Source organism: Planomonospora alba, from assembly GCF_039534085.1.
Taxonomy (GTDB): domain Bacteria; phylum Actinomycetota; class Actinomycetes; order Streptosporangiales; family Streptosporangiaceae; genus Planomonospora_B; species Planomonospora_B alba.
In genome coordinates, this window is sequence record NZ_BAAAUT010000001.1 from 185,433 (window position 1) to 205,265 (window position 19,833).

The 19,833-nt window shown below is 74.3% G+C and carries 14 protein-coding genes; 6 read left to right on the plus strand and 8 right to left on the minus strand.

Annotation, left to right across the window (positions count from 1 at the left end; translation table 11 throughout):
* Positions 1 to 155 precede the first annotated feature (155 nt).
* Positions 156 to 1,778, minus strand: a complete 1,623-nt coding sequence (locus ABD823_RS00835; RefSeq protein ID WP_344854737.1) for a pectate lyase family protein — start codon at positions 1,776 to 1,778, stop codon at positions 156 to 158.
* Between the two features lie 541 nt (positions 1,779 to 2,319).
* Here ABD823_RS00835 and ABD823_RS00840 point away from each other — a divergent pair.
* The gene (locus ABD823_RS00840) at positions 2,320 to 3,414 is read left to right on the plus strand and encodes a pectate lyase family protein (RefSeq protein ID WP_344854739.1); all 1,095 of its coding nucleotides are present in this window, start codon (positions 2,320 to 2,322) and stop codon (positions 3,412 to 3,414) included.
* A 155-nt stretch (positions 3,415 to 3,569) separates the two neighbouring features.
* Positions 3,570 to 4,604 carry a pectate lyase family protein gene (locus ABD823_RS00845; protein ID WP_344854741.1) on the plus strand — a complete coding sequence of 345 codons (1,035 nt, stop codon included), beginning with the start codon at positions 3,570 to 3,572 and terminating at the stop codon, positions 4,602 to 4,604.
* A gap of 140 nt (positions 4,605 to 4,744) precedes the next feature.
* Here ABD823_RS00845 and ABD823_RS00850 read toward each other — a convergent pair whose 3' ends face one another.
* From ABD823_RS00850 to ABD823_RS00865, 4 genes are all read right to left on the minus strand, one after another.
* On the minus strand, positions 4,745 to 5,620 hold the full coding sequence (locus ABD823_RS00850) for a calcium-binding protein (RefSeq protein ID WP_344854743.1): 876 nt from the start codon (positions 5,618 to 5,620) through the stop codon (positions 4,745 to 4,747).
* Between the two features lie 179 nt (positions 5,621 to 5,799).
* The gene (locus ABD823_RS00855) at positions 5,800 to 7,050 is read right to left on the minus strand and encodes an SDR family oxidoreductase (RefSeq protein WP_344854745.1); all 1,251 of its coding nucleotides are present in this window, start codon (positions 7,048 to 7,050) and stop codon (positions 5,800 to 5,802) included.
* A 159-nt stretch (positions 7,051 to 7,209) separates the two neighbouring features.
* On the minus strand, positions 7,210 to 9,069 hold the full coding sequence (locus ABD823_RS00860) for an N-6 DNA methylase (RefSeq protein WP_344854747.1): 1,860 nt from the start codon (positions 9,067 to 9,069) through the stop codon (positions 7,210 to 7,212).
* Positions 9,070 to 9,200: 131 nt separating this feature from the next.
* On the minus strand, positions 9,201 to 9,590 hold the full coding sequence (locus ABD823_RS00865) for an STAS domain-containing protein (RefSeq protein WP_344854749.1): 390 nt from the start codon (positions 9,588 to 9,590) through the stop codon (positions 9,201 to 9,203).
* A 457-nt stretch (positions 9,591 to 10,047) separates the two neighbouring features.
* Between ABD823_RS00865 and ABD823_RS00870 the strand changes: the two genes are divergently transcribed.
* From ABD823_RS00870 to ABD823_RS00885, 4 genes are all read left to right on the plus strand, one after another.
* Complete coding sequence (locus ABD823_RS00870; RefSeq protein WP_344854751.1) at positions 10,048 to 11,310, plus strand: extracellular solute-binding protein; 1,263 nt, start codon at positions 10,048 to 10,050, stop codon at positions 11,308 to 11,310.
* Between the two features lie 83 nt (positions 11,311 to 11,393).
* Positions 11,394 to 12,299 carry a carbohydrate ABC transporter permease gene (locus ABD823_RS00875; RefSeq protein WP_344854753.1) on the plus strand — a complete coding sequence of 302 codons (906 nt, stop codon included), beginning with the start codon at positions 11,394 to 11,396 and terminating at the stop codon, positions 12,297 to 12,299.
* Positions 12,296 to 13,186, plus strand: coding sequence for a carbohydrate ABC transporter permease (locus tag ABD823_RS00880; protein ID WP_344854755.1), 891 nt, complete (start codon positions 12,296 to 12,298; stop codon positions 13,184 to 13,186). The genes ABD823_RS00875 and ABD823_RS00880 overlap by 4 nt, the downstream gene beginning before the upstream one ends.
* 396 nt (positions 13,187 to 13,582) lie before the next feature.
* Entirely contained in the window at positions 13,583 to 15,553 is a 1,971-nt protein-coding gene (locus ABD823_RS00885) for an N-6 DNA methylase (protein WP_344854757.1), read from the plus strand.
* Here ABD823_RS00885 and ABD823_RS00890 read toward each other — a convergent pair.
* The 3 genes from ABD823_RS00890 to ABD823_RS00900 all read right to left on the minus strand — a co-directional run bounded on the left by ABD823_RS00890 (position 15,517) and on the right by ABD823_RS00900 (position 19,484).
* Positions 15,517 to 17,235, minus strand: a complete 1,719-nt coding sequence (locus ABD823_RS00890) for an HAD-IIB family hydrolase (protein WP_344854759.1) — start codon at positions 17,233 to 17,235, stop codon at positions 15,517 to 15,519. The two genes, ABD823_RS00885 and ABD823_RS00890, sit on opposite strands and share 37 nt — an antisense overlap.
* Before the next feature lie 150 nt (positions 17,236 to 17,385).
* Positions 17,386 to 18,387, minus strand: coding sequence for a DUF418 domain-containing protein (locus tag ABD823_RS00895; RefSeq protein WP_344854761.1), 1,002 nt, complete (start codon positions 18,385 to 18,387; stop codon positions 17,386 to 17,388).
* A 200-nt stretch (positions 18,388 to 18,587) separates the two neighbouring features.
* Positions 18,588 to 19,484 (minus strand): DUF3152 domain-containing protein, encoded by an 897-nt coding sequence (locus ABD823_RS00900; RefSeq protein ID WP_344854763.1) that lies wholly within the window; start codon positions 19,482 to 19,484, stop codon positions 18,588 to 18,590.
* Between the last annotated feature and the right edge of the window lie 349 nt (positions 19,485 to 19,833).

Genomic DNA, 19,833 nt, shown 5'->3' on the forward strand with positions numbered 1-19,833 from the left:
GGCCCATTGTCGCCGCCGGGTGGCCCTCCGGCGGCCGATCCCGCCGGGCCCGGGCGCGTCGGGCGCCGGCCGGCGGGACCGACCGGCTCGTCAGGGCCCGGCGGGCGGTGATCTCCACCGCCCGCCGGGCCCCGGGGAGGACGGCGGGGGAGGTCTCAGCCGCCGATCTTCCCGACCCCGGCGCCCGCGACGACGGCCGCCTTCACGGAGGCCGGGTCGTCGAGGGTGTAGGCGTAGTAGGCGGAGGCCTCCTGCACGCTGCCGCTGCAGTCGGGCTGCCCCGAGCCGTCGGCGAACACGTTGCCGCGGGCGACGCACCTGCCGGGCGGTCCGGCGTAGGAGTTCGTCACCGGCTCCTCGACGCGCTCGAAGTAGTTGCCCTCGACCAGGCAGCCGGCACCGGCCTGACAGGCCACGCCGGTGTCGGTGTTGTAGACGTAGTAGTTGTTGAACACGTGCACCGGCTCGCCGAACCGCACGCGCGGGTTGCGCTGCGGGGTCCGGTCGAACCAGTTGTGGTGGTAGGTGACCTTCAGCCGGCCGGTGTCCTGCGCGGCGTTGTCGTCGTCATGGCCGAGCAGCATGTTCTTGGTGTGCCGGTGCGTGTGGTTCCACGACACGGTGACGTAGGAGGATCCCCGCTTGATGTCGACCAGCCCGTCGTAGCCGCAGCACAGGTCGTTGTGGTCGATCCAGACGTGGTGGGAGAACATCTGCACGTTGATCGCGTCGTCGGTGGCGCCGCGGAACGTCAGGTTGCGGATGATGACGTTGTGCACGGCGTCCGCGGGCGGCGAGGTGACCGCGTCGTCGGGGGGAAGGCCGATGTTGAGGCCGCCGCCGCTGATGCCGGCGTCGGCGCCGACGCCCACGATCGTCTTGTCCGAGGCGACGTCGTGCATCCCGGCCGGGACCGTGATCATCCCGCGCACGCAGACGTTCAGGGGACCGCTCCGGCCGATCGCGGACAGCAGCTCGCTCGCGGTGTCGACCTCGACGGTCGGCCCGCCCGCGCCGCCGGTGGTGCCGTTCTGGCCCCAGGCGTTCACCGATGCGAACCCGACGGGCGCCCCGGAGGTGACGCAGGAGCCCGGGGGCGTCGTCACCGTGGGGGTGACCGTCGGGCTGGGCGACGGCCCGCCCGGCCCGGCGACATCGGTCACCAGCACGTCGTCGAACGAGGCGCTCGCGTAGTGGCCGGCCAGGCCCGCCCGGCCGGAGGCGATGGAGGCGTCCGTCGCCGAGACCACCTGCGCGCCGTCGACGAAGCCGCGCAGCGCGGTGCCGAACACCTCCAGCCTGAGGGTGTACCAGGTGCCCGCGGTCACCGCCGCCGGGGCCGAGTCGAGGGTCAGCGGGCCGCCGCCGGTCCGCTTGCCCAGGACGACCGAGCCCGTGTCGCTCAGGCCGAGGAAGTAGTAGCTGGTGGTGCTCCGGGCCCTGGCCAGGACGGCGACGTGCCGGCCGGTGCCGTTGAACGCGGTCGGCTTCACCCGGGCCTGCACGGCCTGGTCCGACCAGTCGGCACCGGCCACGGCCCTGGCGTCCGCGCCGGTGCCGGACTGGCGGTACGCCCGGGAGCCGTCGGAGACCACCGACCAGCTTCCTCCGGACTTCGACCAGCCGGTGGCGTCGCCGTCCTCGAAGTCGTCGCCGAACAGCGTGGCGGACGCGCTGGGCGCCGCCGTCAGCGCCTGCGCCCCGAGCAGTACGGCCGCGGCGACCGCCGTGAGCGCGCCGAGCAGCGAGCCGGCGCCGCGCCTTCTCCCTCTTCGCACGTGGAACCTCCAGTTCCGCCCGTGCCCGGCCGTGCTCCAGCGCGGCCGGACATGCCGTTACGAGTCAGGGAAAGCGCTATCCGCACTTGTACGCCTCCGGGAGGGGCGGGTCAACCCCGGATCCCGTCGCCCATCCGGGCGGCGACGTTCGCGTTACCGCCTGGATCCTCACCGTTGACTGGAGGGTGTGGTTAACGTACGTTCACCGTAGTCAAGGAAAGCGCTTTCCCTTATTTCCGCTGATGGAAAGGGGTGGTGCCCTACCCCGTCCGCCCTTCCGCCTCGCGACCCGTCCCGGGACGCGGTGCCGGCCGCTCGGCCGCTCCACCACCCCGCCCCGCGCCGGCGGTAGCGCAGAACCGCCGCCCCCACGGCCGCCGCGCCCCCTCCCCCGGGGCCGCGCGGACCGCCCGGCCGCGCGCGGCCCCCTTCCGGGCGCGCCCGCCGCCCGCCCCGCCACCCGCACGTCCTCCGGCCGTCGTACGTCCGCTCGCGGCCCGGACGGGAAACCGCGCAGAGCGCGCAGAAAGCAGAGCGATCCATGACATCCATCCCATCCGCCTCCGAGCCGGCCGTCCCGGCCGCCGCAGCGGTGCCGCGGGCGTCCCGGCGCGCGCGACCGGCGCTGTCGGCCGCCGGTGCGGCCGCCGTTCTGGTCACCCTCCTGACCGGAGCCGCGCTCCCCGCCGCCCGAGGCGCCGCCCACGGAGCACCGCCCCCCGCCGTTCCGGCGGCCGCGGCGGTCCCGGTCACGGCCATGGTCGGCTTCGCCACCGTCGACGCCCTCGGCCGGAACGGCACCACCGGTGGCGCCGGGGGGCCCGAGGTGACCGTCACCACGGCGGCCGAGCTGGAGGACTACGCGGGCCGGCGCGGCCCCTACGTCATCCGGGTCTCCGGCCGGATCGCGGTCGACGACATGATCACCGTGGTCGCGGACAAGAGCATCCTCGGCGTCGGCACGAGCGCGGAGATCACCGGCGGCGGCCTCCAACTCGGCTCGACGACCCGGCCGGGCAACAACGTGATCATCCGGAACATCCGGTTCACCGGCGCGTCGGACGACTCCATCAGCGTCACCAACAAGGCGCACCACGTGTGGATCGACCACAACGACTTCTCCGGCGGCCACGACGGCCTGCTCGACATCAAGCGGGAGTCGGACCTCGTCACCGTCTCGTGGAACCGCTTCCACCACCACAGCAAGGCGCTGCTGCTCGGCCACTCCGACAACCACACCGCCGACGTCGGCAAGCTCCGGGTGACCTACCACCACAACTTCTTCGACGGCACCGACCAGCGCCACCCGCGGGTGCGCTTCGCCGAGCCGGTGCACGTCTTCAACAACTACTACCGGAACAACGCCCTGTACGGCGTGGCCTCGACGGAGAACGCCGGCGTGCTGGTGGAGGGCAACCACTTCGAGAACGTCGCCCACCCCGTGTACGTCGGCTACGACAAGAGCGGCCCGGGCCGCGTCGTCGAACGGAACAACCGCTACGTGAACTCGGGAGCCCCCCAGACGGCCGGCACGGTCGTCGAACCGCGCACCTACTACCCCTACACGCTCGACGACCCCGCGGCCGTCCCGGCGATCGTCACCGCCGGCGCCGGCGTCGGGAAGATCGGCCTCTGATCCCGGTCCTCCGGAAACCGCGCCACCCCGCTCCCTCGCGGAGCCGCGGCACGCCCGCCGGCCCACGCCGGCGGGCGGCGCCGCCCACCCGGGAGCGCCGTCCACCCGCGAACGCGCCCCCGCGCGTCCCGTACCGTCCCCGCGAAAGGCAGCCCATGCTCCGCACCGCCCCCGCCCGTACGGGCCACCGCCGCCGTGGCGCGCTCGGCGCCGCCGCGGCCGTCCTCGCCGCGCTGCTCGTCCCGGTCCCCGCGCCCGCCGGGGCGGTCCCGGCCCTCGCGCCGGCCGCCGCGGCCCCGGTCGGCGGCCCCGTCGGCTTCGCCTCCGTCGAGGCGCTGGGACAGAACGGCACCACCGGCGGCGCGGGCGGGCGCACCGTCACCGCCACCACCGCCGAGGAGTTCCTGGAGTACATCGACAGCAAGGAGACCCTCGTCATCCGGGTGGCGGGAACCATCGCCATCACCAGCAAGCAGGGCGTGCGGCCCAACAAGACCATCATCGGCGTCGGCACCTCGGGCCACATCACCGGCGGGGGCCTGGACTTCTACCGGTCGTACAACGTGATCGTGCGCAACCTCCGGTTCACCGGCGCCGAGGACGACGCCGTCAACGTCGGCCGCGAGTCGCACCACATCTGGATCGACCACAACACCTTCTCCGGCGCGGCCGACGGCTCCATCGACGTGGTCCGCGGCGCCGACTACGTCACCGTCTCGTGGAACCACTTCGACCACTCCGACAAGAGCATGCTGATCGGCCACTCCGACGGCGCGGCCGGCACCGACGTCGGACGCCTGAAGGTGACCGTCCACCACAACTTCTTCGACCACAGCCGCCAGCGCCACCCGCGCGTCCGGTTCGGTGAGCCGGTGCACGTCTTCAACAACTACTTCCTGGGCAACGCCCTGTACGGCGTGGCCTCGACGGAGAACGCCGGGGTGCTGGTGGAGGGCAACCACTTCCAGGACGTCCCCCACCCGCTCCTGTCGGCGGGCGGCTACGCCGACAGCGGCCCGGGCCGGGCCGTGCAGCGTGGCAACGTCTTCGTGAACTCGGGTGTGCCGGAGACGGCCGGCAGCGTCGCCGAGCCGCGCGCCTACTACTCCTACACGCTCGACGACGCGGCGGGCGTTCCGGCGGCGGTGCGTTCCGGCGCCGGCGTCGGAGCGCGGTGGGACACCCTCTGACCGGCAGTCGTCCGGCGTCCTCCGGCGCGGTGCGGCCCGCGGCGGCTCCGCCCCCGCGCCTGCGCGCCCATGCCCGCGGTTCCCCGCTGCGGACGGAGGAGGCCGGGCGGCGGGGCTCCGTGCGCCCCGCCGCCCGCGCGTCAGGTCTCGCAGGACCTGTCCACGTCACCCGCGTCGGACCTGCACTCGTCGTTCCCGGCCCCGCCGTCGAGGTCGTCGCCGGCGGCGCCGTCGAGGCCCAGGAGCAGGTCCCCGCCCCCCTCGCCGGCGAGGACGTCCTTGCCCGCCTCGCCGTTGAGGGTGTCGTCACCGCCTCCGCCGTCGAGGGTGTCGTCGCCCCGCCCGCCGCGGATCTCGTTCGCCCTGTCGTTGCCGATGACGGTGTCGCCGGCCGCGCCGCCGCGGACGTTCTCCACGTCGGCGCGGATGTCGTCCCGCTCGCCGGCCGCGCCGTCGTCGGCGCGGTCGTCGAGGGAGACGGTCACCCGGTCGAGCCGGTCCCGGTACACCGCGGTGTCGTCGCCGGGCCCGCCGGTGAAGACGTCCGCGCCGTCGGCGAGGCGGTCGGCGACCACGGAGTCGTCGCCCGCGCCGCCGGTGAAGACGTCGTCGCCGGGCCCGCCGGTGAAGACGTCACCGCCGCTGCCGGCCAGGACCGTGTCGGCGCCGGGTCCGCCCTCGACCCGGGCGCCGATGCCGGTGGCGTTGGTGAAGGTGTCGTCCAGGTCCTTGAGATCGACCTGGATGGCCTGGACGCCCGGGCAGACCACGGAGCCGCCGTCCCCCCGGGTGCATCCGCCGCCCGGCCTGAGCACGTCCCCGGCGTCGGTGACCACCACGTCGCCCTGCGGCGAGAGCGAGACGGTGATCTTGTTCGCCTTCCCGGCGGCCGCGGTCACGTGCAGGTTCGCCGCGGTCACGCTCACACCGGTGTCCGCGTGCGAGGACGGGGCGAGCCCGATCTGAACGCCCCCGGCGACGGCGGCCACGGCCATGACCGACCAGATTCTCCGCATGGTTCGATGCCTTTCTCGATCCGATGGACTCCGGCCGGCGCTCGTTCCCCCGTCGCCGGCCGCTCGCTCCCATCAGACCGCCGCCGGCCGCTCCGGAGAATGAAGAAGGGCGCGGGCGCTCTGTGGGGAAATGCGTGGATCTCCGGGCCGGGAGGCATCTCCCCGGGAGCCCGCCGGGGTCAGGCGCCCAGGCCGCCGTCGCTGTGCAGGAGCCGCCCGTTGATCCAGCCGCCCTCCGGGGAGCAGAGGAAGGCGACCAGGTTCGCGCAGTCGTCCGGCGTGCCGAGCCGCCCCAGCGGGGTGGCCTCCACCAGCTCCCGCCTGAGCTCGTCGCCCATCCAGCCGGTGTCGACCGGGCCGGGGTTGACGACGTTGGCGGTGACGCCGAGGTGGGCGAACTCGCGGGCGGCGGCCAGCGTGATGCGGTCCAGCGCCCCCTTGCTCGCGCCGTACGGCAGGTTGAAGACGGTGTGGTCGCTGGTCAGGGCGATGATCCGGCCGGTGCCGTGCGGGACCGCGTGGCGCCGGCCGTACTCGCGCACGAGCAGCCAGACGGCGCGGGCGTTGACCGCGAAGTGCCGGTCGAAGCTCTCCACGCTGGTGTCCAGGATGCCGGAGTCGACCGACTCGCAGTGGCACATGACCAGGGCGGTCACCGCGCCCAGCTCCCGCTCGACCCGGTCGAAGAGCGTCCCGGCGGCCTCCGGGTCGGCCAGGTCGGCGGGTACGGCCAGCGCCCGCCCGCCGGCCCGCTCCACCTGCCCGCACAGCAGCCGCGCGGTCTCGGCGTCCTCGCCCCAGGGCATGCGCGCGTCGTAGGGGGTCCAGAAGCTGAACGCGACGTCCCAGCCCTCCCCGGCCAGCCGCCGCACCACGGCCGCGGCGATGCCGGCCCGCCGGCCCGCCCCGGTGACCAGCGCCAGCGGGCGCCCGGCTGAGGGCCGGGCGGCGCCGGGGGCCTCCGCCTCCCGCCAGGCGCGGAAGAGCGCGAGGGTCTCGGCCAGCTGCGAGTGCAGCGGCCCGGGCAGGGCGTCCGGCGTGAACCAGCCGAGCTCGTCGAACTTGTGCGGCTCGCCGATCGCCACCTCCGCGGGGTCCACCCTGACCGCGAAGACCACCGCCACCCAGTGGGAGGACGGATCCCGCCGGACGACGTTGCGCACGCCGATCCGCTCCGCCTGCAGCACGGCGGCCGAGTACTCCTCGCGGACCTCGCGGGCGAGGGCCGCCTCGAACGTCTCGCCGTACTCCAGCGCCCCGGCGCCGCAGTCCCAGGTCCCGGGCTCGTCCCGCGCCCCCGCGGCGCGCCGGGCCAGCAGGATCCGGCCCCGGCCGTCGTGGCAGACGAACACGCAGGAGACGGCGGGTGCCGGCGGCCCGGCGGGGCCCGGTGCGTCCGGCGGGAGGTCCGGCGGCGGGACGGCTGGCATGGGCGGCTCCTCCTACCTGCGGGCCCGTGCCCGGCCGGCTCCGTGCGCGGCGGCGGGGGCCCCGCGGCCGCGACGGTCACCGGGCGGTCGCCGGGCGGTCGATGACGATGATCAGTATCGGCCGCGCCCTCCCGGTGGCGCGACCGGTTTTCCCGCCGCTCAGGAGCCCGCGGGGGGAGGGGCGAGGGCCCCCGTGGCGAGGCCGCGGGAGACCGCGGCCGCGGCCAGGCCGCCCTCCTCGGCCAGCTGCCGCAGCTCGGCCTCGAAGGCGAAGATCCGCCGGAAGGCGTCGCCGTAGCGGCGCTGCTCGTCCGGGGCCAGGCGCGGCACCTGGGCCCGGCGGGGGTCGAACCGGGTCGGGCCGGACTGCGTGCCGCCGGCGGAGGGCGAGGAGAGGGCGCGCAGGAACCCGGCGAGGAAGAACGGGTCGAGCCGGTCGGGGTCGGGCCGGAGCAGGGTGAGCCGCGGTCCCAGGAGCAGGCCGCGCTCCTCGGCCACCAGGGTGGCCAGCGCGCCCCCCCGGGTGGCGACCACCACGTCCCCCGGCTCGATCCTGACGCGGCCGGCGGGGTCCGTGCGCGTCTGCGGCGGCCCGCCGTCGAAGACCTGCCGGTCGGTCAGGACGGGCTCGCCCGTGCCCCCGACCTCGAAGCGCCCCGCCTGGTGCAGGACCAGCGCCCCGGTCCGCTCCAGCTCCGCGAGCGCGACCGGCGGCAGCTCCCGGCCGGGGCCGGGGACGGCCTCGGGGACCAGCGCGGCGAGCCGTCCGAGCCGGTCGGACAGGCGCCCGCGGAAGGCGAGGTAGCCGTCGGCCGAGACCTGCTCGGCCGTCCCGAGGTACCGGGAGGGGGTGACGTCGATCTCCTCGTCGATCAGCTCGATGATCGGGACCGTACGGCTCTCGCCGGGCCGGTCGAGCCCGGCCTCCGGGTCCCGCCGGAACGCGTGCCACAGCTCGGCGACGGTGCCGAAGCTCTGCGGGCCGACCTCGGCCATCAGCACACGCGAGGGCGTGCGGGCCCCGGCCGGGGGCCTGCGCAGCACCCAGACGTGCACGGGCAGCCCGGTGCCGGTGGCCGTCCCGGCGGGCAGGCCGATGACGGCCTGGAGCGCCCCGCGGCGCAGCAGGTTGCTGCGGATGCGGCGGCCCGAGCGGCGGGCGGCCGCGATGGCGGGCATGAGCAGCACCGCGACGCCGCCCGGCGCCAGGTGGGCCAGGGCGTGCTGGACCCAGGCGAGCTCGGACTCCGTCTTGGGCGGCAGGCCGTACTCCCAGCGCGGGTCCCCGGCCAGCTCGCCGTACCCCCAGTTGCGCTCGTTGAACGGCGGGTGGCACACGACGGCGTCGACGGCCACGCCGGGCCAGGCGTCCTCGCGCAGGGAGTCGCCCGCCCTGACCTCGCCGTCCGTCCCGGTCAGGGCCAGGCGGGACCGCGCCAGGCGGGCGAGGGCCGGGTCGTGCTCCTGGCCGTAGGCGTGCTCGGCGCCGGCCACCGCGGCCAGCAGGACCCCGAGCCCGCAGGCCGGGTCGAGGACCGTGCGCACGCCGGGCCCGGCCAGCCGGGCCATGAACTCCGCGACCTCCGCAGGGGTCTCGGTCAGGCGCCGGGAGTGCACGTCGGCGTAGCGGTCGAGGAGGAAGCGGACGGCCTCGCCGGTCCCCTGCTCCGCGGCGTACCGCTCGGCGAGCTCCCGGACGGCGGGCGGGACGAGGCGGGGCGCCCCCCGGCCGCGCAGGAGCTCGGCGACCTCGGCGACGACCTCGCCGAGCCGCAGGTCGTCGGCGGTGGCGCGGATCCGCTGCCAGGCGCGCTCGCGCAGCGGAAGCTCCTCGACCTTGCCCTGGGCCAGCAGCCACGCCTCCACGGCCCGCAGGGAGAAGGCCGGGCTGGTGGCGGTGCCGCCCACGGGCTCGGGGAAGTCCTCGTGCCTGCGCCGCCAGTTGCTCACGGCCGCCCGGCCGACCCCCGCCATGCGCGCGATGTCGGCCGCGGTGACGGTCGCCTCGTCGCCTGTCATCGCCGGTCTCCGTCAGCTCGTCCCAGCACACCCCGTACGGAGGTAAACGTATCCCACCACGTGAAGCTCGGTCGATCCAGGACAGGGGTGTACCGGATTCACATGGGGGACGCGGGGTCCGGTGCGGTCCCTCACGGCGCCGGGCTGGCGCCCTCGGCGGCCCGGCGGAGGGCGGCGCCGGGATCCGGATGGATCTCGAAGGCCTTGCGCAGCCCGGTGATGGACAGGACCCGGGCCAGGACCCCCTGCACCCCGGCGAGCATCAGCCGCATGCCGCGGGACTCGCTGCGCTGCAGGGCCTCGACCAGCTCGCCCAGCCCGACCGAGTCGCAGAAGGCCACCGCGGACAGGTCGACGACGAGGGCGGAGACCTCGGACCGGTCCCAGAGCGGGCTCAGGTGCTCGCGCAGGACCGGCGCTGAGCGGTAGTCGAGCTCTCCGGACACGTGGACGACGACCGCACTCCCGTGCGCCTCGGAGGAGAGACTGAACGCCGAGCCGCGGTCAGGCTCGAACAACATGGTGGGCTCCTCACGCCCGCGGGTTCAGGGCGGGTCGCCCTTCTTTCTACCAGTGCCCGGCGCGGCGCGCCGTGAAGAGGTGGTCGCGGGCGCGGCCCCGGCGCGGGGCGGCCGCCCCCGAAGGGCGGCCGCCCCGCACGGTTACCGAGAAGTTGCGCGTATGTGATTGATCAGCCAGAAATCAGATCAATAATGAACATTGATCACCACGTTCGATGGTCGTCTGGTATAGACCAGCAGGGCGGCCGGAGGGGTGGCGTTGCCAAACCGATATCGCCCGGTATAGACCGGGGCGCCACCGCCGCTTAACGTGGTCCGCATCACCGAGGCCAGGAGCGGCCCGGCCGCGAGGCCGCCACCGCCTCCGGTCCAGCATGCAGCAGGACGCCGAGCCTCCTCGGCACCCCCCAACTGGTACGGACCAGTCCGAACCGAAGACGACCAAGGTGGTAAGTACGTGAGCAAGAGGTTCGTTGGCACGGTCACGCTCGGCCTGGCCGCCGCGCTGGTGATGAGCGCCTGCGGTTCCACCGATTCCGCCTCGGGCGGCGACGGGGCGGACGGCGGCGCGGTGACGCTGAAGATGGTCGCCGCCGACTACGGCGACGGCCCCACCGCCGACAACAGCGGCGAGAAGTTCTGGAAGGGCGTCGTCGACGAGTTCCAGGCGGCCAACCCGGCCATCAAGATCGACGTCCAGGTCATCAACTGGAACGACATCGACAAGCAGGTCGCCACCATGGTGCAGAACGGGCAGGTGCCCGACATCCTGCAGACCGGCGACTACTCCGGCTTCGTCAAGGACGGGCTGCTCTACAAGACCGAGGAGGTCCTGTCGCCGCAGACCTCCGCCGACCTGCTGGAGAAGTTCGCCGAGTTCGGCAAGGTCGAGGGGGTCGGCTACGGCATCCCGTTCGTCTCCTCCGCCCGCGCCCTGTTCTACAACAAGGACCTGTTCGACAAGGCCGGCATCGCCGAGGCGCCCAAGACCTGGGACGAGCTCAAGGCCGCGGCCGAGAAGCTGAAGGCCGCCGGGGTCTCCCAGCCGTTCGGCCTGCCGCTCGGCAACGAGGAGGCGCAGGCCGAGTCGTTCCTGTGGTTCATGGGCAACGGCGGCGGCTACAAGGACGCCTCCGGCAACTGGGCGATCGACTCCCCGGCCAACGTCGAGGCCTTCACCTACCTCAAGGGCCTGGCCGAGGCGGGGCTGACCACCCCCAACCCCGGCACCAAGAACCGCAAGGACGTCTGGGCCGACTTCGCCGCGGGCAAGGTCGGCATGGTCAACGGCGGCCCCATGTCGATCCCGATCTTCGAGAAGGGCGGCCTGACGAACTTCGGGGTCGCCCCCATCCCGGGCAAGAACGGGCCGCTCGACACCACGCTCGGCGTCCAGGACTGGATCATGGCGTTCAACAAGAACGGCCGCAAGGAGGAGATCAAGAAGTTCTTCGACTTCTTCTACGGCGGCACCGCGGCCCAGAAGATCAGCGACACCTACAAGCTGCTGCCGGTGACCAAGTCCGGCATCGAGAAGCTGTCGTCGGACGAGAAGCTCAAGCCCTTCCTGGACGCGCTGCCCAACGCGACGTTCTACCCCTTCCAGGACCCGAAGTGGTCCGAGGTGAACACGCAGATCAAGCAGACCATCGGCAACGCGATCGACGGCGACCCGAAGGAGATCCTCGGGGCGATCCAGAAGACCGCCACGGCGAAGTAGCCCCGGACCGACCAGCCGGTGACCGGATGCGGCGCGCGCGACCCGCGCGCGCCGCATCCGGCACCCCCTCGAAAGCAGGACGTATGCAGCAGACATTCGCCCGGGGCCGGGGAATGCGCGCGCTGGCCCCGCTGGCCTGGATCGGCCCGGCCGTGGTGCTGATCGGCGTCGTGGTCGTCTGGCCGGTCGTGGTGATGGTCCAGTCCTCGTTCCTGAAGATCAGCCGCTTCGGAGTGGTCCAGGGATCGAACGGGTTCGACAACTACACCAAGCTCTTCGCGGAGCCGGACTTCGGCGGGGTCATGGCCCGGAGCCTGCTGTGGGTGGTCGCGGTGGTGGCCATCACGGTGGTGCTCTCCCTGGGCCTGGCCCAGCTGTTCAACCAGCGCTTCCCCGGCCGGCGCATCGCCCGCTGGGCGCTGATCGCGCCGTGGGCGGCCTCGGTGCTGATGACCGCGATCATCTTCAAGTGGATGCTCGACCCCGAGGTCGGCCTGATCAACATGATCCGCCACCGCCTCGGGCTGCTGGACGCGCTCGGCGGCGCCGACGCCGACCCGCTGGGCAGCGCGGGCAGCGCGATGCCCTGGCTGATCTTCGTCGCCGTCTTCGTCTCGCTCCCGTTCACCACCTACGCGCTGCTGGCCGGGCTGTCGGCGATCCCCTCCGACGTCTACGAGGCGGCCAAGATGGACGGCGCCTCCAGGCTCCGCACCTACTGGTCGATCACGCTGCCGCTGCTGCGGCCCGCCCTGGTCGTGGCGACGCTCATCAACGTGATGAACGTCTTCAACAGCTTCCCGATCATCTGGGCCATGACCCACGGCCAGCCCGGTTACTCCACGGCCACCTCGACCATCTTCATGTACATCCTCAAGGGCTCCGACATCGGCGAGTCGGCGGCCATGTCCGTCGTCAACTTCGGAATGGTGATCGTCCTGACGGTCGTCTTCCTCAAGGTCAGCAAGTGGAGGACGGAGGTCTCATGACCGTCACCGAAAGCGCCTCCGCCGCGCCGGTGCGGCGCCCGGCGGCGGCGCCGGCCCCCGCGCCGGCGCGCCGGCTCCCGTCGCTCAGGACCGTGGTCGTCGCGGCGGGCGCCTACCTCGTCGCGTTCGTCTTCCTCTTCCCCTACCTGGTGATGATCCTCACCGCGCTCCGCCCGCAGGAGGAGCTGCGCGAGGCGACGTTCCTGCCGTCGGCGTTCGCGTGGTCGAACTTCACGAACTTCTGGACCGGCGGGCTGGTCCAGAACCTGGGCGTCACCCTGCAGGTCGCCGCCGGGTCCACGGTCCTGGTGCTGCTGGTGGCGCTGCCCGCGGCGTACTACACCGCCCGGCACGACTTCCGGGGCCGGACGGCGTTCCTGATCCTGGTGCTGATCACCCAGATGTTCCAGCCCACCGCCATGCTGGTCGGCATCTACCGGGAGTTCTACCAGTTCGGGCTGGTCGACTCGGTCTGGGCGCTGATCCTCGTCAACGGCGGCTTCAACCTGGCGTTCGCGGTGTGGATCCTCAACGCCTACTTCTCCTCCATCCCGCGCGAACTGGAGGAGGCGGCGTTCATCGACGGCAACGGCCGGTTCGGCGCGCTGTTCCGGGTCACCCTGCCGCTGGCGATGCCCGGTGTGGTGACCGCGCTGATCTTCACGTTCATCGCGGCGTGGAACGAGTTCGTCGTCGCCCTGACGCTCACCACGACCCCGGCCAACCAGCCGCTGACGGTGGCGCTGAACTCCTTCATCGGCCAGTACCAGGTGGACTGGCAGAACCTGTTCGCCGGCTCGGTGATCGCCACCATCCCGGTCATCATCCTGTTCGCGCTCATCGAGCGGAAGGTCGTCGGCGGCCTGACCGCGGGCTCGATCAAGTAGGCGGCGCACCCCGCGGCGCGGCCGCGGGGAGGGCGGTCGCGGCGGCAACCGGCCCCGCGGCCGCCTCGGCGTCCCCTCCCCGTCGTCCCCCCGGCCTCCGTCCGCCGGGCCGCCCGTTCCCCGCCCGCCGGCCCGTCGGCGGGCGGCGGGCGGGCCGTCCGGGGCCCTGGACCGCCCCCGGTGAACGGAGGAACATTCGGAGGAAAAACAGAGATACGTACCGCATAGTGCGACACGGATGATTCTGGACCGGTACATTCCGGATGTAATCCGGACCGGAAAGGCGAGAGGACGGTGACCGGCTCTTTTCTCCGCCGTCCGGGATCCGGGACGGCACGGTGCCGCGCCGCCGCGGATCGGCCGGTCCGGGACGTCGGCGACCTGACGGAGGTGGGAGTGGCCACGGAGCACGGGGCGACGGTGACCGCGGGGGACATCGCGAGGCTCGCGGGGGTCGGCCGGGCCGCGGTGAGCAACTGGCGCCGCCGGTTCAGCGACTTCCCCGGACCGGTCGGCGGCACCGCGTCCAGCCCGCTGTTCTCCCTGACCGAGGTCGAGTCCTGGCTGCGCGCCCAGGGCAAGCTGCAGACGCTGCCCGAGGACGAGCTGCTCTGGCAGAAGGTCCGCAACTCGGCCGACGACCTGCGGCTGCTGTCCCTCGTCAGCCGGCTGGCGGCGGCCGTCGCGCACCGCAGGCTCACCGAGCTGCTGCAGGCCGACGACTCCGAGGTCGCCGACGCGCTGCCCGACCTGGTGGCCGACCGCCGCGACGTCCCGCTGATCCGCGCCACCGCGGCCCTGGCGGAGAGCCGGGGCCCCGCGGAGACCGTCGAGTTCCTCTACACCCGCTACACCGAGGCCCACTCGCGCCGCGTGCAGGTCATCCCGCCCGAGGTCGCCAGGCTCATGGCGGCGCTCGTCGGGCCCCGCTCCGGCGAGGTGTTCGACCCGTCCTGCGGCCACGGCGGACTCCTGATCGCCGCCGGGGACGGGGCCGGGACGGTGCGGGCGGTGGGCCAGGAGCGCGACGGCGACGCCGCCCGGCTGGCGAGCGCCCGGCTGGCGGTGCGCGGCATCGCCGCCGACGTCCGGCGGGGCGACGCCCTGACCGGCGACGCCTTCCCGTGCCTGCAGGCCGACGCCGTGCTGTGCAGCCCGCCGTTCGGCGAACGCGGCTGGGGGTACGAGGAGCTGGCCGGCGACCCGCGCTGGCAGTACGGCCTGCCGCCGCGCGGCGAGTCCGAGCTGGCCTGGGTCCAGCACTGCCTGGCCCACGCCAGGCCGGGCGGGCAGGTGGCCGTCCTCATGCCGCCGGCCGCGGCGAGCCGCAGGTCCGGCCGGCGGATCCGCTCCCAGCTCATCCGGACGGGGGCGCTGCGCGCGGTGGTGGCCCTGCCGCCCGGCTCCGCCCCCCAGTCGGCGATGCCGCCCCACCTGTGGCTGCTGCGCCGGCCGGACCTCGGCGACCGGATCCCCTCCCATGTGCTGATGGTCGACGCCACCGAGTCGCGGGAGGCGGTGGTGCCGGCCTGGCGCGCCTTCATGGAGGACCCGCAGCGGGAGACGGCGGGCGGCGGGCGCGCCGTTCCCGTCATCGACCTGCTCGACGACGACGTGGACCTCACCCCGGGCCGCTACCTGCTCCGGCGGGCCGCCGGCCCAGGGGTCGCCGGCCGGACCGCCGACGAGCTGCTCGCGGCGGTCGCCGAGCTGACCCGCCTGATCCCCTCGGTCGCCGACTCCCCGCGCGAGCACTCCTTCCCCGCGGTCCCGCTGGGCGAGCTGGCCAGGACGGGGGCGCTGCGCATCGTGCCGACCCCGGCGCGGGCGGAGCGGGGGGAGGGGGACCTGGCCCTGCTGACCGCCGAGGACGTGGTCCTGGGACGGGCCCCGACGGGCACCGCCGCCGGCGGTCCGGACCTGGTGGTCGCCCGGCCCGGGGACGTCGTCGTCCCGGTCGCGGGCCGGACTCCGGCCGCCGTGGTGGTCGAGGCGGAGACCGCGCTCGGTCCTCAGCTGCTCCTCATCCGGCCCGACCCGGAGTCCTTCGACCCCCACTTCGTCGCGGGTTTCCTGCGGGCCTCGGCGAGGAGGGCCCCCGGTGCCGCCTCGGGAGTCTCCCGGGTGGACGCGCGCCGCACGCTCCTGCCCCGGCTGCCCCTCGCCGAGCAGCGGCGCTACGGCCGCCTCTTCCGCGAGCTGGAGCTGTTCGCCGGGGCGCTCCGCCGGGCCGGGGAGGCGGGCGAGCTGCTCCACGGGCTCGTCCTCGACGGGTTGGTGAGCGGTGACCTGCGGCCCGGGCCGGGGCGCGGCGCACCCGGGCCCGGGGCTCAGGAGTCCCCGGCCGGGCCGGCGGGGGCGGTGTAGCGCTCCTCGATCAGCTCGCGCACCCGGCGCCGGGCGTCGTCGACGGAGTCCCCGGGGTCCCGCTCGATCCGCGCCACCTCCGCCGCCAGCTCCTCGTCCTTGACCTGCTCGGCCAGCCACGTGGAGTAGTCGCCCCGGCGGAGGTGGTGCAGCCAGGTCTCCTCGTCGACGCCGTCGGCCATGCGGCAGAACATGACGAGGTTCTCGGCCCGCAGGTTCAGCGCCCCGTGCGGGCCCCGGAAGTAGAAGCTCTTGGCCTCCCCGACGTCGCCGGCGGCGTACTTGCGGCGGTGCCGCTGGCGCTCCTCGGCGGGCGGGGTCAGCTCCAGGCGGACGGGCTCGCCGCCGTGCCGCCACAGCAGCAGCTCCCCGGTCGGCAGGTCGGGGTACTCCTCGCCCGGCAGGGCCTGCCCGGTGACGCGGGCGAAGGAGCCCAGGGCCTCACCGGGGTCCTCGCCCACCACGGCGAGCGCGTTCAGGGTCTGCAGGACCGGTTCGCTGACCGCCGTGGGGTGGACGGTGACCATCAGCAGCGCCCCCATGTCCCGCAGCAGGTCCACCGAGTCCAGCCCGAACCCCTGGGGCATCATGTGGTGGGCCTCGTCGACCACCAGCCAGTGCGGGTGGCCGTGCCGGGAGCGGACCGCCGCCAGGCGGGGCAGGAACGACTCGAAGAAGCCCGGCCGGTCGTCGAGGGAGACGCCCAGCAGGTTGACGACCACGCTCTGCCGGACGTCCTTGAGCACCTGGAGGATCTCCTCCTCGGTGGGCGCGCGCCGGGCGTCGCCGAGCACGATCGCGTCCTTGATCCCGTCGGTGTAGTCGCCCTCCGGGTCGATCAGGCAGTACTGGTAGCCCGCCTCGGCGACCCGCTCCAGCAGCGCCCCGGTGACGGTGGACTTGCCGCTGTGCGAGGGACCGGTGACCAGCAGGCGCAGGCCGTACGGGGGGAGGCGGACCTCGCCGCCGGCGCCGGTGCCCAGGAGCACGTGGTGCCGCTGCGGGTCCGTCCCGGCCAGGTCGTCCTCGATGATCCGGTCGATCAGCTCGGTCACGCCGCCGCCGCGGTCCTGCCCGGTCACCAGGTCGCAGTGCTCCTTGACCGCCGGGAGCGCGTTGGCCACCGCCACCGCGCACTCGCAGGACACCAGGAAGGCGTGGTCGTTCTCGGCGTCGCCCACGCCGACCGTGCTGCGCGCCGAGACCCCGAGCTCCGCGAGCGCGGCGGCCAGCCCGCTGGCCTTGTTGACCCCCGACGGCAGGACCATGACCGCGCCCTTGTTGAAGACGACCTGCATCTCCAGGCCGAGGTCGCGGATGGCGTGCAGGACGGTGTCGTCGTGGGGCTCCCGGGTGGCCACGATCACCGAGCCGACGCTGAGCGGGTCCACGCCCCGCTCGCGCAGGCGTTCGACGAACCGCTCGGGCGGCGCCTCCGCCAGCGGGACGCTCGTCCGGTCGGCGGGGCGGTACAGCACCGCCCCGTTCTCGGCGACGACCCGGTCGAACAGGTCGAGCCGGTCGAAGACCCGGTGGAGGTCGTCCAGTTCCCGTCCGGTGACGAGGATCAGCCGCCGCCCGGAGCGCGTCAGGCGCTCGAGCGCGTCCACGGTCTCGTCGCTGACGCGGCCCTCCGAGGCGAGGGTCTCGTCGTAGTCGGTGGCCAGTGCGTGATAGCGCATGTCGGATCGCCTACCCCGGCCGGGCGCGGGGGTACCGCCTGGAGCAGGTGAATTCCTGCACGGGAAGGCTTGAACGCCGCCGGGCGGGCCGGAGCGGGCGCCGCACGGGCCGAGGGGGGACCGGGCAGGGCCGGGCGGGATCGGGCGGGGTCAGGCGGGCACCGCGGCCCGGCGGTTCGGGACCCGCTCCAGCCAGGTCAGGCAGCGCCACAGCCACTCCACCGGGCCGTACCGGTATCTGGCCAGCCACCAGCGGCTGAAGACGACCTGCGCGGCCAGCACGGCCACCGCCAGCGCCGGCACCGACAGCCGGGTCGGGTCGGCGACCAGCAGCGGCAGCGTGCCCAGGATGGCCGCCGTGCTGAGCAGGTAGTTCGTCAGCGCCATCCGGCCGAGCGGGGTCAGGACCCGCATCAGCGCCTCGCGCAGGCGGGTGCGCAGGAGCAGCAGCAGCCCGGTGCCGTAGGCCGCCGAGCAGGCCAGCCCGCTCGCGGTGTACGCGCCCCGGAAGAACAGGGCGCTCCCGGTCGAGGAGGCGATCCACAGGTAGACGAGCACTCCCGCCAGCACCGTGCTGACCAGGAAGGCGGGTGCCAGCAGCCGCTCGGAGAGCGGGAACTCCATCGCGGCCATCCCCAGCAGGAACAGCCCGCTGACCAGGGCCCCGCCGCCGCCGTGGCCGACCCCCCAGACGGTCGCGCCGACCCCGGCCGCCAGCACCAGCAGGTCCGGCAGGAACGACGCGGGCAGCAGCACCATCGCGCCGAACCCCGCGTACGGCAGGAGCACCTCGTCGGGGTTCACCACCCGGTGCGCGGCGCCGAAGCAGGCCAGCACCGCCAGCCTGCGCAGCAGCACCAGGCGGGGGTGCTCGGCCCGGTTCTCGGCGGAGCGGAGGAACAGCACGAGGCTCATGCCGAACAGGAGCGAGAAGATCGGGAAGAACTTGGCCTGGAACAGGCTGTCGATGGTCCAGTCGACGGTGTTGCGCGCCGGATGCGCCAGGCGGTCGCACGTGTGCTGCCAGGTGTTGACCACCATGATCCCGCACAGCGCGAAGCCGCGGAGCGCGTCCAGCTCGTGAAGCCTGCGGGGTGCCGAGATGCGCCGTCCCTCGGCCCTGCGCAGGAGGATGTCACGGAATGCAGTCACGCGGTCACCGTATAGCCGATGCCCGCCGCGACCGCCGCAAGCACGCCGGTCCTTGCCGGAGTCTCTGCCCGCCGGACGCGCCGCGGCGGGTCTCCGCCCGCGCGGGCGGCCCGCCGGGGCCCGGGCCCCGCCCGGAGGCGGTCCGGGGGAGGGCGCGGCGGGGACGCCGTCGCCCTCCCCCGGGTGGAGGTCCGGGGCGGTCAGCGCCGCCCGGGGAAGGGCCAGGGGTTGGGGCGGCAGCCGTACAGGGACTTGGTCTGCTGGAGCATGACCGGGGCGCGCCGGCCGGGGCCGGGGCAGGGCACGTGGCCGTGCCCGAGGCCGTGGCCGACCTCGTGGCTGATCACGTACTCCCGGTAGGAGGCCACGTCGCGGCCGTATCCCGGCACGCCCTGGTTCCAGCGCACCGCGTTGATGACCGCCCGCCCGCCGTTCCAGCAGGACAGCTCGCCCATGGTGCGCAGCGGCAGGCAGCGCCGGTCCGTCAGGGCCGGGCTGGACAGCGAGACGCGGATCCGCGCCGGGCCGCGCGACACGCGGCGGAAGCGGTACCCCCAGCCGCGCGGGTCGTTGAGGATGCGGTGCACCTCGGCGGCGAACTCCTCCGGGTCGAACGGGAGCCCCTTCTCGACCTCGACCATGTAGCGGACGACCTTCCCCTTGCGCCGCGGCGGCGCCGCCCCGCCGCGGACGACGGTGTAGCGGCCGCTCGCGGAGCGCGGCACCCGGACCTTCTCCGGCTGCCGCCGCCCGTTCGCGAGCAGGTGGGCGCGCTCCGCCTCGGGCGCGGGCCCCGGGGGCGGCGTGGGGGTGACCATCGCCGGGGGCGCGGGGGTCGGCCCGCCGGCCGCCGTCGGCGGGGGGAGCGCGGCCTGCGGGGAGGCCGCGGCATCCGGGGGCGCGGTGACCTGCGGGGAGGCCGTGACCGGCAGGGGCGCCGCGGCCTGCCGGGGAGTCGCCGCCGGGAGGGAGGCGGCGGGCCCGGGCGGGGCGGCGGACGGAGCGGGGGTGGCGGGGAGGCTCACCACGGTGCTGCCGCCGACCAGGAGCATGGCCAGGCAGCCGACGGCGAGCAGCCGAAAAAGCGGCTTACGCACATCATTATCTACGTTCCCGGGCATAGGCCGTAAACCCTATTGCCACATGGGCATAACCCGTCACCCCCGTACATCCCTCGATCGGTGGCGCGGGACGCGGAAGGGTGCGAGGCCGCGCGGGCCGGGCGGGGCGCCCGCGGGCGGGGCGTCCGGAGGGCGGAGACGGGCGGGGCGGGGAGGCCGGGGAGCCCGGGAGGTCCTGGAGCGGGGCCGGGGCGGGGTGTGGGCGGGACGTCCGGCGGCGGGGGCGGGGCCGGCGGCCGCCCTACCGGGCGGAGCTTGGCCAGGGTCTCGACGGTGGTGTCGCTCACTAATGGGTCCTTCCCAGGGGTCGGGCGTGGCCACGATC